Here is a 14,809-nt window from a genome sequence, read left to right as displayed (position 1 = left end):
TCAATCAGAAGACATTCTACAATTTTTAAAAATTAATTATTCAACTTTAAAAATTAATTTTGACTTGGAAGATTTCAATAAACCATATCCTTGTAGTCATTCCATTTTAAGGATTGAGGGAGAATTAATTGATACAATTACTATTGTACAGCAAATTAAATCCAAAGGAATTAAATGTGATGTATTAGAAGATAAAATTTGTGTATAGTTATGACAGAATTTTGGGAAACTGTTTTCAAAAATAAGAAAGAATTGTGGGGAATGAGACCTGCACAATCTGCTGAACTGATAAAGAATTTCTTTATAGAAAAAAAAATAAAAAACATTCTAATTCCAGGAATTGGATATGGACGTAATGCCCAACCGTTCATTGAAAATGGAATTGAAGTTACTGGAATTGAAATTTCACAAACCGCCATTGATTTAGCTATTGAACATTTTGGTAATAACTTGACAATTCATCACGGTTCAGTAACCGAAATGCCTTTTGATAATAAATTATTCGATGGAATATTTTGTTACGGATTAATTTACTTATTGGATAAAGGCGAAAGAAAAAAACTTATACAAGACTGTTTTAACCAGTTAACAGAAAATGGTTATATGGTTTTTACAGCTATTACAAAAGACGCTCAAACTTATGGACAAGGAAAACATATAAGTAAAGACAGATTTGAAATGTTTGGTGGTGTTAAAATTTTCTTTTATAACAAGGAATCTATAGAAGAAGAATTTGGGAGATTAGGTTTATTTGAAACTACAGAAGTAATTGAGAATTACCCTTTTCATTTAATAAAATGTAAGAAAAAAGAATAAAAAAAACATAACGACAGTTAAAACACAGATTTGGAAAAGTTTTAAGTTTGAAAATCACTCAACTTTGTATTATTAATAAAAAAACAGAGAAAATGAGTGTATTAAATGGAAAAGTCGCTATTGTAACAGGCTCTTCAAAAGGAATTGGTGCTGAAATAGCTAAAAATTTAGCCAAAAATGGGGCAAAAGTAGTTGTTAACTATGTTGGTGGTAAAGTAGCTGCTGAAAATGTTGTAAAAGAAATTATTCAGAATGGTTTTGAAGCTATTAGTATTCAAGCAGATATTAGTAAGCCAGAACATGTCAGAAATTTATTTGACACTGCTATATCACATTTTGGAAAAGTAGATATTTTAGTTAATAATGCGGGAATTATGATGAATTCTCTAATTAAAGATACGACTGATGCTGTTTTTGAAAAACAATTTAATGTTAATGTAAAAGGAGTTTTTAATACATTAAGAGAAGCTTCAACTCAATTAGCAGACAACGGAAGCATCATCAATATTTCGTCTACAGTAACACGAACAAATTTTCCGACCTATGGTATTTACTCAGCAACTAAATCTGCTGTACAGCAAATAAGTAGTGTGTTTGCTAAAGAAATAGGCAATAGAGGTATCAATGTAAATTGTGTGTTACCTGGACCAACAGGAACCGAATTATTCTTAGAGGGTAAATCAAAAGAAATGATTACTCAACTTTCTAATAGTAATGCTTTTAAGCGCTTAGGAACACCATCGGACATTGCAAAAATAGTCGCTTTCTTAGTAACAGACGAAGCAAAATGGATTAATGGACAAAATATTGGAGCTAACGGAGGTATGGCATAACTCATAAATTATTTTATTATGAAACAATTTTTAACAGCTTCAACAATGGGTTTATGTGGTGCTTTAGCTACATTAATTGCTTTTTCTTTTCAATTACCAAGTTGGGTTTTATTTATGGCTTGGGTAAGTTATTATCTATTTGGTAAATCTTTTAGATCAGCTTTATATACTATTATTCCTATAACAAGTGGTATCATTATGGGTATTATGATCAAATTATTAGGTGGTGGTTTAAACCAATACTTGGGCATCCTTGGTTTTCCTTTAGCTGTTTTTATACTCATTACATCTTTAACATATATGTCAAAAATTAAAGGGCTACATAATATTCCTGCTTGGTTTATGGGTTTAATTATATTTTTCGGTGTGCATCCAAATATCGAAATTAAACCAATAATGCTTATTTTTATTTCAATAACTTTAGGTTTTATATTTGCCTTTTTAAACGATACAATAACAATCTTTATTAAAAAAAATAAAGTTTAAAATAATGGATATAGGAAACTTAAAACGAATTTCAAAAATTTCGGAGTATCATACTTTTGCAAATCTTTCTTCTCCAAAACATCCGTTAATAAGCTTGATAGATTTTAGTAAAGTTGAATTCCCTAAACATTTAAAAGGATTAAAACTGATTCAAGAATATTACACGATTGGATTAAAACGAAATGTGCCTTATAAAATGTTTTACGGACAACAAGAGTATGATTTTAATGAAGGTTTAATGACATTTTTAGCACCCAATCAAGTGATGAGTATGGAAAGAAACCCTAATATTTTTTTAGATGATAAATTAAAACCATCTGGTTGGCTACTTTTAATCCATCCAGATTTTTTATGGAACACAGCACTTGCTAAATCCATCAAAAAATATAACTACTTTGGCTACGACATCAATGAATCATTATTTTTATCTGAAGATGAAGAACAAAAAATCATTGATATTTTTAAAAATATAGAAAAAGAATACCAAACCAATATTGATAAATTCAGTCAAAAAATTATCGTATCTCAAATAGAAGTATTATTAAATTATGCCGAACGCTTTTATGAAAGGCAATTTATAACTCGTAATAAATCCAATCATCAACTTTTGGAAAAAATAGAAACCTTATTATCAACTTATTTCAATCAAAATAACTTAATCGAACTTGGTTTACCTTCTGTTGAAAATCTCTCTAAAGAACTTCACCTTTCCCCTACTTATTTAAGTAGTGTATTGAAATCGTTAACAGGAATGAGCACGCAACAACATATACATAACAAACTAATTGAAAAAGCTAAAGAAGAACTTTCAACAACTACTTTATCTATAAATGAAATTGCCTATAATTTAGGGTTTGAATATCCAACGTCTTTCAACAAACTTTTTAAGAGTAAGACCGAAATGTCACCTATGGAATTTAGAAAAACATTTAATTGATAATTAAATGTGCCTAATTGGGGTGAAATGACAACAGACAAGCAACATATAACAAGTAAAAGAATAGATGTCCCAACAGATTTCCAATCTGTTTTTTCTCATTTTTACAGTTCTAAAAACAATACAGAACAAACTATAACAAAAACACTATTACCTAACTTCCAAATTATTATGGTTTTTAGTTTTGGTGCGCCAATTCATTTTAATACAGTTAATAATACCCAAATAAATATAGAAAAGTGTATTGTTTTAGGTCCAATAAAACAGCCTTTCGACTATACTTTATCATCTGGTACAGAAATGTTGGTTGCCAATTTTAAGGATGATGCTTTTTATCGATTATTTAGTCAAGTGTTAGTATCAGACCAGTTACCTATAAATCCTGATGCAATTTTGAATCAAAATTGTTTTACAAATCTCTGGCAGTTTATCAAAAATGCAGAAACTAACTACCGTGTAAATTTGATTTTAGATTTTTGCAAACCTTATTTAAAAGATAGCGAAACGGCTTTTGAAAATTTTAAAAATCACAAAGACAATTATACCATTTTTAATCCAATAAAGATAATTGCTCAAGAAACGAATCAAAGTGAAAGGACAATACAACTCAACCATAAAAAATACTTTGGTTACACTGCAAAAGAAAAAAGCAGGTACGAAAGATTTATAAAAGTCATTGAACTTTTACAAAATCAACCATCAAAAATAAATTGGTTCGACATTATAGAAACTTGTGGCTACTATGATCAAAGTCAGTTGATACATGACTTTAAGTATTTTACTAATTATTCACCAAATCAATATCTAAAATTCCAACAGGATGTTTGTAGTACAAAATAATCATTTCGTTTTCTTACAATTGTAACATACAAAGGCACATTACATTTGTCTCATTAATTTCTTAAACAACCAGAAAAATGAAACATCTTATTATTTATGCCCATCCTAATAAAGCAAGTCTAAATCATCATTTTAAACAAACTGTAGTAGATATATTAACACAACACAATCACGATGTTATTGTTCGAGATTTGTATCATATAGATTTTAATCCTATCCTTTCTTTAAGTGATATAGGAGGACAACGCAAAGGTGAAGTTTCAGATGATGTAAAAATGGAGCAAGATTTTATTTCTTGGGCAGACATTATTACATTTATCTATCCCATCTGGTGGACAGGAATGCCTGCGATTATGAAAGGATACATTGACCGTGTTTTTTCTTATGGTTTTGCCTACCGTTACGATCAAGGAATACAAAAAGGATTACTATCCGGAAAAGAAATTTTTGTGATTAACACCCAAGGAAAATCGAATACGGAATACAAAGAAATAGGTATGGACCAGGCGCTAAGCTTAACTTCCGATAAAGGCATTTTTTCATACTGCGGTTTTGAAATAAAGCAACACTTCTTTTTTGACAAAGCTGATATGGCAGACAAAGAAAGAGTTAATGATTGGACCGTAGCAATATCTCAACCCTACTTAAAAAGTATTTAAAATGATTTCTGTTTTCAAGACAAACATTTCAACCAAGGAAAAGGCAAAATATGCAACGCCAACCATTGATAACATTACGGAAATACAAAATTGGAATTTCGATATGGAAGACTGCGACCATATTTTACGAATCGAAAGTAAAAACTCCATTTCAAAAAAAGTAATTAATGAACTAAAAAAAATAGGTTTTAAATGCCTTGAATTAAAATAAGAAACATATGAAAACAGTACAAAATTAAAATAGAAAATGGAATATTCGGAAACAAATAGGCTATCACGATTGACAGCTATTTTAATTCAATTTCAAACCAAAAGAATAATTACTGCTGCTGAACTTTCTGATAAATTCAATATTAGTAAAAGAACTATTTACAGAGATATAAAATCTTTAGAAGAAGCTGGAGTACCAATTTTAACGGAAGAAGGAAAAGGCTACACCTTAATGAAAGGCTATAAAATTCCACCCGTAATGTTTACAGAAAACCAAGCCAATGCTTTAATATTGGCTGAACAACTGGTTTTAAACAACAAAGACTCTTCTTTTATAAAGCACTATTCTGATGCGATTGAAAAAATCAAGGCTGTTTTAAAAGAAAGTGAGAAAGACAAGGTTAACCTATTAGCTCAAAGAACTAGATATGAGCAAAATATAAACAGAGAAAGAAACAGTCATAATTTGGCAGATTTACAACATGCGTTAACCAACTATTTTACTGTAAAAATTGAATATTGTAATGAATCAAACCAAGTAAGTTCCCGCATTATAGAGCCTTTTGCTCTGTTGAGTACCGAAAATTGGTTATTAGTAGCAAAATGTAGGTTAAGAAAAGAGTTTAGATATTTCCGATTGGATAGGGTTCAAAAAATGGAACTATTATCTGAAAAATTCACATCTCATCAAATGTCACTTCAAGAGTTTTTTGATAAATACCATTAATTATTTTATACCCTTGCCATAAGGCTGTCGCAACCACCTCATAGTTTTGTCTTTCAATTTAAAAATAACATTAAAATGGAAAAAAGAACTATCGACCCGTGGGCATGGGGTAAAAACACAAACTCGGCACAAGCTGTAGAAGTAAAAAACGTAGCAGGAACACTTTACTGTTCTGGACAAGTAGCTATTGACAAAAATGGAGTACCAAGCAACGCTGATATGCGTTCACAACTTATGCAAACCATTGCAAATTTAGAACAGCTTATTCTTGAATCTGGCTACGATTGTAAAAATATAGCAAGGTTAAATGTCTATACTACTTCCACTCAAGATTTTTTCACCACTTGTATGGATATTTATGTACCGTTTTTACAAAAATATGGTATTCAACAAGCTACAACTTTACTTGAAGTAAAAGGGCTTTTTGCTACGTTAACAGTAGAACTAGAAGCAACGGTTGTCAAGTAAACCCGTAAAAAAACATTTTAGAACAAACCGTACAGATTGTAAAAGAGGTTAATAATACATTCTGTATGGTATGTTTATTTTCATAAAACAGCATCTACAAGGCTCAAAAGTAGATTTAAGCAATTCTTTCTTAGATATGGAAAAGTAAAACCTTTTTTAATCCTTCAACTTTGTATCATGATTTAAAACAACAGAAAATGAATACAAAAAAAGTATGGTTTATTACAGGAGCATCTAAAGGACTAGGTTTAACCTTGTCTAAAAAATTACTTTCTCAAGGATATGCTGTAGTAGCAACATCAAGAAATATAAAATCTTTAATTGATGAAATTGGAGCTAAAAACGACATGTTCTTACCTATTGAAATGAACATAACAGACAATAAAAATGTTAAGAAAGCTATCGACGCTACTATAAATTATTTTGGTAAAATAGACGTTGTGGTTAACAATGCTGGTTATAGCCAAATAGGAACTTTAGAAGAATTATCTGAAAAAGAAGTTGAAAATAATTTTAAAGTCAACGTTTTTGGTTCTTTAAATGTCATTAGAAATGCTTCAAAACACCTACGAAATCAAAAATGTGGACATATTTTTAATATATCATCCATAGGAGGTTATACGGGTAATTTCGCTGGCTTTGGTATTTACTGTGCAACTAAATTTGCTGTCGCTGGTTTTACAGAAGCATTAGCAGAAGAAATGAAATCATTTGGAGTTCACACCACATTGGTTTATCCCGGGTATTTTAGAACTAATTTTTTAGCAAAAGGCTCTATACAAACGCCAAAAAATCCTATTGACGATTATAAAGATGCTCGCATCATGGAGCAAGCACATTTAAAAGAGATTAACGGTAACCAACCCAATGATCCCGAAAAAGCAGCGGAAGTATTAATTACATTAAGCAATCAAGAAAATCCACCAGTACATTTCTTTATGGGAGAGGATGCCTATCACTATGCAAAACTGAAAATAGAAACCGTTGAAAAAGCATTAAGTGATCATGAATCTTTAGGAACATCTACGGGATTTAATCACTAAGATATGAAGTCAAAAACCATGGAACAATCAAAAGAATATATAGGCATGTGGGTAACTAAAGATAAACATATTAAACATGAATTATTACCCAATAACCGCTATGATGAAGCCAGAGGAAACAGAAAAAAGGCTTATCAAGGACATTATACAGTAACAGGAAATTATATAGACTATAAAGATGACACTGGTTTTACTGCAGATGGTGAGTTTAGAAACGGAATTCTGTATCATGCAGGGATGATCTTATACAAAGAAAATTAATTCTTAAATTTAGAACATGAAAACAACATTTCATTTTAAGTCATTAAGTGAATTTCACAATTACAGCAATTTACCAAAACCAGAACATCCACTAATTAGTTTGGTAGATTATAGTAAAGTAAACTATCCTACAGACACCGATGCCATACAATGGATACAAGATTTTTATGCCATTGGTTTAAAACGAAATGTAAGCGAAAAGTTTAATTACGGACAACAGAAGTACGATTTTAACGAGGGAGTTTTGTCTTTTATTGCTCCAAATCAAACCTTAAACATTCAAATAAATCAAAATATAACTACAAATGCATCTGGATGGTTATTGTTAATTCATCCAGATTTTTTATGGAATACACCTTTAACAAAATCTATTAAAAAGTATGATTTCTTTGGGTATGCCGTTAATGAAGCTCTTTTTTTATCAGAAAAAGAAGAAAACAATTTAATAACACTCTTAAAAAATATACAATTAGAATATCAATCTAATATTGATAAGTTCAGCCAAAATATAATTATTTCACAAATTGAGTTGTTGCTCAATTATGCTGAACGGTATTATGAACGACAATTTATAACCCGAAAAATAACAAATCATCAAATTCTAACAAAATTAGAAGACACATTAAATTACTATTTTAACAACAAAGAAAGATTAATTAACGGTGTGCCAACAGTAATTCAAATTGCTGATGAGCTAAGGCTTTCTCCTAATTATTTAAGCAGTATGTTAAAAGTAATTAGCGGACAAAGTACACAACAACATATACATAATAAATTAATTGAAAAGGCTAAAGAAAAACTATCTACAACAACACAAAGTGTTAGCGAAATAGCCTATGAATTAGGCTTCGATTATCCTGCTTCGTTTAGTAAATTATTTAAAAATAAAACCAATATATCTCCTGTTGCCTTTAGAAAATCTTTTAATTGATTAATCTTTAGAAATTAAGACATACTATACTTTTTAGGCTTTAATCCCACATGTTTTTCAAAAACACGACTAAAATGACTCAAGTTACTAAACCCTATTTTATAGCCTACTTCAGATACAGATAATTTATTTTCCTTAAGCAATCTAGCTGCTTCTTTCATTCTAAATACTTGGTAATAATCATATAGACTATTTCCAAAAATTTGTTTGAATAATCTTTTTAATTTCGACTCACTAAATCCGGCAAGTTGTGCTAATATTTTTAAGTTAGGAGGGCTTTATAAATTTTTTAGAATCTGATCTTTTATTTTATATATTTTCTGAACGTCCAGTTCGTTTAGAGCAGAAATCGTTGTGTTTTTTCGCTTTAATAACTCCGTAAAAAGCAAACAAATCATTTCCTCTGCCTTTAATCTATTATAAAATGAACTTAACTCCTCCGGTATGTCTTTCTCAACTAATTCCAACGCTACTCTTTGAATTTGTGGCGATATTAATTCTTCAAAAAATAGAGGTTGTTCACTTTCTAGTATGGTTGAAAGCATACTCTTCTCTACTTGTTTTCCTATTAAAACTTTTAGGTTTTTAGAATCTATAGCCATAAAAATGGAGTGGTTATGTGTATGACTTGAATATAAAATTTCAAAATTCAATTCGCCTTTTCCTACTTGTGCACAAGGAAGATTTTGAACCAAATTCCCAGGCTTAACTACCCAAACAATTATCAGGAGGACAACAGCAACGTATAGCAATTGCACGGGCTTTAGTAACCAATCCTAAAATTGTGTTGTGCGATGAACCAACCGCTTCACTAGATAAAGACAGCTTAGTTACAGTAATAAAAGAATTAAAGCAACTTGCCCAAAGAGGAAAGGCAGTAGCAGTCGTTACGCACGATCCTCGTTTGCTAAAGTATGCAGACAGAGCAGTGGAAGTTAATATTCTACTCAATTTCAATCTGGGAATTTTAATTACTCACAAAACCTTTGGGCTCCTTTTAATTATATAGGACTTAAATCGGGGTTACCAACTACAATATCTAAGGGATCTGTAATATCTACAAAGGTTTGTAATTGGTTAAGCGATGGCGCATCGTTTCTTAAGAAGAACTATCAAGACAACCTAAACATTCATTTTAATGCCAAAGCTCCACCTTACTCTTTTTACGATTTTCGCTAGAGTATTCCAATTCTAAGCGTTCACCTAAATAATCTTCGAAATAATCTATGCGTATGGGATGCCAACCTTTCTTTAAAGCAATCCTTCCTTTTTTAACGCTTGTGTCGTGAGAGCCGTCATTATCTACAACTTCTAATTCATTTATATACAGTTTAGCACCATCATCGGACATGAGATGAAATGTATACACTCCTGTTTCTGTAATTTTAATATATCCTGAATATTGTATAGCATAATGATCTAAACGCTCACCGATTTTATCCGGATCCAATTCTAAAGTAACACCAGATGATTTAGGGGTTAATACTTTAAAATCTGGTACCCTAGTAAAATCATCTTCATAATAAGAATAAGCAAGTCCTTGTTTAGGATGCCTGACCTTTATCGCAGACTCTGGTTTTACTTTTCGGTATTCTTTTGTTGAAACATGACTTATAAAACCTTCTGAATCTGATAAAACAGCATTAACTATAGTCGTATTTTTCAACATTACATCATCTTTTAACGTCTGACTTTCAAGGTTTGGTTTTGTTCCATCTAGAGTATATTTTACAGTTAAATTATTAGTATAAGGGTGATTTAATTCTACTATTTGCTCATCAATAAAAATATCTTTTTCAGTAAAATTAATATTAGTTTCATTGGTATCCAGTGCTACAACTTCTATACCTTTTAAACTAAATTCGGAGGTCATAAATTCAGGTTCGTAACCCATTTCCCACTCCAGTTCCAAAGGATCCCAATTTACCTCACGATTTCCTACTAAAGGCGTGGTATTGATAACTATTTGATGAAAACTTTTTGGCTCCAATTCTAATTCAAACTTTGAAACATCTGTTTCTATTTGATGATGATGATACAATTGCCCTTTAAAATAAATTGTTTTCTCTGACGAGTTATTTAAAGACAATACAACTTTTCGTTCATCATTTTTATACAACACCAAAGGTTTAAAATCTGTAGATTCTATTAGTTCTCGTGCCAATGCTATTGAATTTACATTACTCACATCCTGATCTATAATTCCTGAAAGTTCTAAATTAACAAGTTTAGGCCCCGAATCTGTCATGGTAACCCAACCTACATGATCAAATTCCCCAAATCGAGGACCACGAAGTGCACTTCCTCCTCCTGTAGTCCCTAGAACATAATGATTCTGATCGTTTTTTACTTCATGAAGATATCTGTGAGTATGTCCTGCAAAAACGGTATAATCACGTCCTTTTAAAGCTTCTTCAACTTCATCAAATCCGTTAACATCACCGAAAGTCCACATAGGATGATGCATAAAAACCATAGTCCATCTTACATCCGTATTCTGAGCAATAGTTTCCTTAAGAAACTCGATTTGGTCTCTTCCCATTAAAACACCATCCCCATCGTTTGTATTAAGCACAAGAAATAAAACATCTTTATATTTAAAATGATAATAATCTTTTCCATAACGCGCTTTCCAATCTTCTCCCATAGTTGGATTGGAATAATCATGATTTCCTGCAACGTAAAAGAACTTGGTTTGAAGCGTATCTAAAATACCATGAAATTCTTTCCATTGCCATTTAAGCAATGTAGGATCTTTTGTATAGCCTTCAATTAAATCACCAACACTCATTACGAATTCGGGATATAGCTGATTAATTTTTTCTAATCCTTTTCCAAAAACGCCTTCACGATGCCCTCCTGTTCTATCGCTAACTATAGCAAATTGAAAATTATTTGGATCGTTATAAAACGGTTTATCTGTCCATGGTTTTTTTTCTTCTTGTATGGTATGTTTAAAAAACATATCGTCATTTTGAGCCTTTGTATTTTGGTAAAAAGCGATACAAATACATAAAGCAAAACAATATTTATAAAAATTATACGGTCTCATAATTTAAATTTTTAATGTGAAATATAGTTGTAGTTGATGAGTACAGGAGTGCTATTACTGTTTAACACCTAATAGCTGTAACATTTTTTTGTTTAATTCTGAATTATTATAAACACCTTGAAATAAAGAAGCACCGGGGCCATAAGCAAAAACAGGCACCATAGTTCCTGTATGATCGTGTGTTGTAAAATTACCTTCAATAGTATGTGCTTCAAGGTTTCCGTTAGGCAATGAAAAACCTCCAGTTTCATGATCTGCAGTAATCACCACCAGAGTTTCACCATCTAAATCGGCAAACTTTAGTACCTCTCCTACCATAGCATCAAAATCCAGAACTTCATGCACGACACCCCTAGCATCATTATGGTGTCCATAAGAATCTATCATAGCACCTTCAATCATGATAAAAAAGTGATCTTTTTTTGCTTTTACTAGAGGTAATAATTCGTTTATTAATTCTGGCATTAAACGACCACGTCCTTCATCCATAGACTGTAATCCATTATCGGAAAGAAAAAGACCTACTTTTTTATGTTTAGAAAATGTTTTTAGCTCTGAAACATCATCTAATAATGTATATGCCTTTTTTAAATTAGGAAGTACTTTTTTAAAATCTGCTTTTCCTGCTCCAACAAAAAAATCTAGCGGGCTTTCAACTAAATCATTTACAATGCCGCTCGTATCTCCTCGATCTTGAACATGTGCATAAAAAGCTGCGGGTGTTGCTCCAGTAAGATGATCTGTAGTTACAACCCCAGTTGTATAACTATGTTTAGACAAAATTTCTGTGATACTAGATAAGTCGTTTCCTTTTACATCTGTACTAATTGCTCTATTATTTGAACGTTCTCCTGTTGCATAAGCTGTAGCTCCAGCTGCACTGTCTGTTCCAAAATTATCTGCAGACTGTGTTCTGATTAACCCAATAGATTTAAACTTGGACATATAAAACTGATTATTAGACATAAAATCGCCTGCAGAAACCTGAGATAATCCCATGCCGTCACCAATTAAAAAAATAATATTTTTAACGGTTTTCGCATGTGCATCGAAAGAAAATGCAGGCACATATGCTTGTGTAACACTCTCACCTTTAAAAGTCATTTTGGGAAGACTTTTTAAATAGGAAACTGCTCCATTTGGATCATCTGTATTAATATAATCTACACCCAATTTGTAAAAAGTATGCCATGCTGTTTTTGTATCTGGAGTTGCCCAAAACCGAATAGGCTTATTAAGTTTATGAGCTACCTGAATAAATGATTTAACACCATTTAATTCAGATTCTACCATACGCCCTAACCCATTCCATTTAGAAAAATTAGTGAAAGACGTACTTATCATAGCAACTTTGTTCCATGAACTTTCTGGAGTATTTTCAATCTCTTGACAATCAAAAAAGATATGATCGGGATACTTACTATATTCAGAAGGTTTAGGTCTACTTCCTGAAATAACTATTGAAACCCCATCTTTTTTATAAGGTTTTAAAAGTGATTTATAAGGCTCTAAGACTTTTATAACTTCTGCTAAAGAGGTATAAGCTTCTGTTTTAATATCAATTAATAATTGTAAATCTAAGTTAGAATTCTGATACGTTGAATCAAGCTGTTTTAACGGACTTAAATACAAATTTTCTAAAGTTGCAGTAGGAAGTATGGTTGCTTCCTCGTGTGCCACAAATAATTTACCGTCCTTAAAAATCACGTCTGCTTCTATAGATGTTGCCCCCGCAGAAAAGGCTTGCCAAAAAGGAACTGTTTTTTTATAATCATTATGTGAATGGACATTTATAATGTCCTTCTGTCCAAACATGATATTGAATGAAAACAGAATAATAAATGGTACTATTTTTTTTAACATAATATACTTTAATGAAGGGAAGGACGTCCAGAAGACCTCCTTCCCAGTGTAAAATTAAACAACTTGAAAAATGACTTTTGTAATTACCATCCTATATTTTGTGGTAATCCTGAAGCATCTATAACCTCTACAGGTATAGGCCATACATTCATATATGACGGGTCAAAATTTCTAGCATCTCTTACAACCTCTATAGTATAATCTGAATCTGGATTTGTTTTAGAAGTATGTACACGCCCATGTAAAGGTTGTGTATATGCCTCAAACGCATCGCCCCATCTTACCAAATCAAAATGACGATTAGCGAATTCTCCGGCCAATTCTACACGACGTTCATGCTTAAGATCGTCTATTGTTGCACCAACAAGAGCATCTAAACCTGCTCTTTCACGCACTGCATTTAAAGCATCATCTCCATTTTGACCTTGCATAATTTGAGCTTCAGCCTTCATTAATAAGATTTCTGCATACCTTAGAATTGGTACGTTGTATAATGTAGTTGGACTATCTCCATTTGTGTTAATGGTTGTTCCAATAGCGTCTTCAAACTGATACTCGTACATATACTTATTAAACTGAAAACCGGATTGAGAATTTTCCGAAAAATAGCGTCTATCTTCTCCTAAAAATGTGAACTCGTCACCAAATTTAAGAATCGTGATTTCTCTTCGAACATCGTCATCTTCAAATTCATTATACAATTCTAATGTGGGCTGAAAATAGCCCCAACCATTATAAAGTCCCCAGCCTTTATTTTCTAAAGCTACACCTGGTAATTTACTTCCGCCATCGGTACCCGAATCTACAGACCAAATATACTCTGAGGTCCAATTATTTAAATAACTGTGTAATTCTCTAAAATCTGTTGTAGGATTATCGGTATCTATTAAAGCTCTACCCGAACCTGAATTAGTTACAGCATCGCAATATGTTACAACATCTGCGTATTTAGAACTATCATACTGTGCCCAATACAAATACGTTTTAGCAATATAAGCTAAGGCGGCATCTTTATGTGCTCTACCTAAATCTTCAGATTCGTATGTTGTGTATAATGGGAGTAATTCTGAAGCAATAGTAAGATCTGATATTATTTGTGCATAATTATCTACCACACTATCTGGGCGGGTATAACTACCAGCAGCATCGTTCATATTTTCTTCAGTTACAATAGGAACACCTCCATTTTCTCCATTATCACCATATGTATGTGCTAACCAGAAATAATGAAACCCTCTCATAAAATAAGCTTCTCCTAGTAAACGATTTTTAAGATCTTCATCGATATCCATTCCAGGAACATTTACTAATACATCGTTTGCTCTTTTAATAACTTTGTAACTTTGAGGATACATCCAATAACTATAACTTTCTGTACCTGTGGTTGTAAAATTAGAGATATTATCTGCACTGGCATTAGTACGACCTGTAATCATATCATCGGACGCGTTAATATACCAGTAGAATCCTCGACTAAACATATCTTCATCTTTCATGTAAAAGTAAATACTATTTACAGCTTCTATAGCATCGTCTTCGGTCTGCCAAAACGATTCGGCAGAAGCACTTCCTATAGGTTCTAAGTTTGTAAAATCGTCTGAACAAGATAGAGTACACATTAAAGCACCTATTGCAACAACCGTTTGAATTTTTATATTTTTAAATGTCATGTCTTAATTATTT

At 31.6% G+C, this 14,809-nt stretch carries 17 protein-coding genes and 1 pseudogene; 13 read left to right on the top strand and 5 right to left on the bottom strand.

The annotated features are described in order from the left end of the window. The first annotated feature begins 210 nt into the window (after positions 1-210). The 12 genes from Q1B05_RS11070 (at position 211) to Q1B05_RS11015 (ending at position 8,211) form a co-directional block, all read left to right on the top strand. Positions 211-816: a class I SAM-dependent methyltransferase gene (locus tag Q1B05_RS11070; protein WP_299780632.1), complete on the top strand. Its 606-nt coding sequence runs from the start codon at positions 211-213 to the stop codon at positions 814-816. A gap of 92 nt (positions 817-908) precedes the next feature. Next, complete coding sequence (locus tag Q1B05_RS11065) at positions 909-1,649, top strand: SDR family oxidoreductase (protein ID WP_299780630.1); 741 nt, start codon at positions 909-911, stop codon at positions 1,647-1,649. An 18-nt stretch (positions 1,650-1,667) separates the two neighbouring features. Next, a complete protein-coding gene (locus Q1B05_RS11060; RefSeq protein ID WP_299780628.1) occupies positions 1,668-2,135 on the top strand; it encodes a DUF1097 domain-containing protein in 468 nt (155 codons plus the stop codon). A gap of 4 nt (positions 2,136-2,139) precedes the next feature. Then, positions 2,140-3,072 (top strand): AraC family transcriptional regulator, encoded by a 933-nt coding sequence (locus tag Q1B05_RS11055; protein ID WP_299780626.1) that lies wholly within the window; start codon positions 2,140-2,142, stop codon positions 3,070-3,072. A 27-nt stretch (positions 3,073-3,099) separates the two neighbouring features. Continuing rightward, positions 3,100-3,912, top strand: coding sequence for a helix-turn-helix domain-containing protein (locus Q1B05_RS11050; RefSeq protein ID WP_299780624.1), 813 nt, complete (start codon positions 3,100-3,102; stop codon positions 3,910-3,912). A 77-nt stretch (positions 3,913-3,989) separates the two neighbouring features. Beyond that, complete coding sequence (locus Q1B05_RS11045) at positions 3,990-4,571, top strand: NAD(P)H-dependent oxidoreductase (RefSeq protein ID WP_299780622.1); 582 nt, start codon at positions 3,990-3,992, stop codon at positions 4,569-4,571. Position 4,572: 1 nt separating this feature from the next. After that, positions 4,573-4,782, top strand: a complete 210-nt coding sequence (locus Q1B05_RS11040; protein ID WP_299780620.1) for a hypothetical protein — start codon at positions 4,573-4,575, stop codon at positions 4,780-4,782. Between the two features lie 36 nt (positions 4,783-4,818). Then, a complete protein-coding gene (locus Q1B05_RS11035) occupies positions 4,819-5,508 on the top strand; it encodes a YafY family protein (RefSeq protein ID WP_299780618.1) in 690 nt (229 codons plus the stop codon). Positions 5,509-5,583: 75 nt separating this feature from the next. Next, entirely contained in the window at positions 5,584-5,976 is a 393-nt protein-coding gene (locus Q1B05_RS11030; protein WP_299780616.1) for a RidA family protein, read from the top strand. 197 nt (positions 5,977-6,173) lie between these two features. Continuing rightward, the gene (locus tag Q1B05_RS11025; RefSeq protein WP_299780612.1) at positions 6,174-7,019 is read left to right on the top strand and encodes an SDR family oxidoreductase; all 846 of its coding nucleotides are present in this window, start codon (positions 6,174-6,176) and stop codon (positions 7,017-7,019) included. A gap of 18 nt (positions 7,020-7,037) precedes the next feature. Continuing rightward, positions 7,038-7,280: an Atu4866 domain-containing protein gene (locus tag Q1B05_RS11020; protein WP_299780610.1), complete on the top strand. Its 243-nt coding sequence runs from the start codon at positions 7,038-7,040 to the stop codon at positions 7,278-7,280. 16 nt (positions 7,281-7,296) lie between these two features. Further along, the gene (locus Q1B05_RS11015) at positions 7,297-8,211 is read left to right on the top strand and encodes an AraC family transcriptional regulator (RefSeq protein ID WP_299780608.1); all 915 of its coding nucleotides are present in this window, start codon (positions 7,297-7,299) and stop codon (positions 8,209-8,211) included. 14 nt (positions 8,212-8,225) lie between these two features. On the opposite strand, the gene Q1B05_RS11010 is transcribed toward Q1B05_RS11015, so the two are convergent. After that, positions 8,226-8,471 carry a helix-turn-helix transcriptional regulator gene (locus Q1B05_RS11010; RefSeq protein WP_299780834.1) on the bottom strand — a complete coding sequence of 82 codons (246 nt, stop codon included), beginning with the start codon at positions 8,469-8,471 and terminating at the stop codon, positions 8,226-8,228. Positions 8,472-8,489: 18 nt separating this feature from the next. Next, positions 8,490-8,906 carry a hypothetical protein gene (locus tag Q1B05_RS11005; protein ID WP_299780606.1) on the bottom strand — a complete coding sequence of 139 codons (417 nt, stop codon included), beginning with the start codon at positions 8,904-8,906 and terminating at the stop codon, positions 8,490-8,492. 29 nt (positions 8,907-8,935) lie between these two features. Here Q1B05_RS11005 and Q1B05_RS11000 point away from each other — a divergent pair. Continuing rightward, positions 8,936-9,220 (top strand): annotated as a pseudogene (locus Q1B05_RS11000) (ATP-binding cassette domain-containing protein); the annotation flags it as partial. A 126-nt stretch (positions 9,221-9,346) separates the two neighbouring features. On the opposite strand, the gene Q1B05_RS10995 reads toward Q1B05_RS11000, so the two are convergent. The 3 genes from Q1B05_RS10995 to Q1B05_RS10985 all read right to left on the bottom strand — a co-directional run bounded on the left by Q1B05_RS10995 (position 9,347) and on the right by Q1B05_RS10985 (position 14,796). Further along, positions 9,347-11,263 (bottom strand): PA14 domain-containing protein, encoded by a 1,917-nt coding sequence (locus Q1B05_RS10995; RefSeq protein WP_299780604.1) that lies wholly within the window; start codon positions 11,261-11,263, stop codon positions 9,347-9,349. A 54-nt stretch (positions 11,264-11,317) separates the two neighbouring features. Then, complete coding sequence (locus Q1B05_RS10990) at positions 11,318-13,126, bottom strand: alkaline phosphatase (RefSeq protein ID WP_299780602.1); 1,809 nt, start codon at positions 13,124-13,126, stop codon at positions 11,318-11,320. Between the two features lie 83 nt (positions 13,127-13,209). After that, complete coding sequence (locus tag Q1B05_RS10985) at positions 13,210-14,796, bottom strand: RagB/SusD family nutrient uptake outer membrane protein (RefSeq protein ID WP_299780600.1); 1,587 nt, start codon at positions 14,794-14,796, stop codon at positions 13,210-13,212. Positions 14,797-14,809 lie beyond the last annotated feature (13 nt).

It is taken from the genome of uncultured Formosa sp. (genome assembly GCF_947500765.1).
Taxonomy (GTDB): Bacteria; Bacteroidota; Bacteroidia; order Flavobacteriales; family Flavobacteriaceae; genus Formosa.
This window is presented reverse-complemented; position numbering and strand designations above follow the sequence as displayed.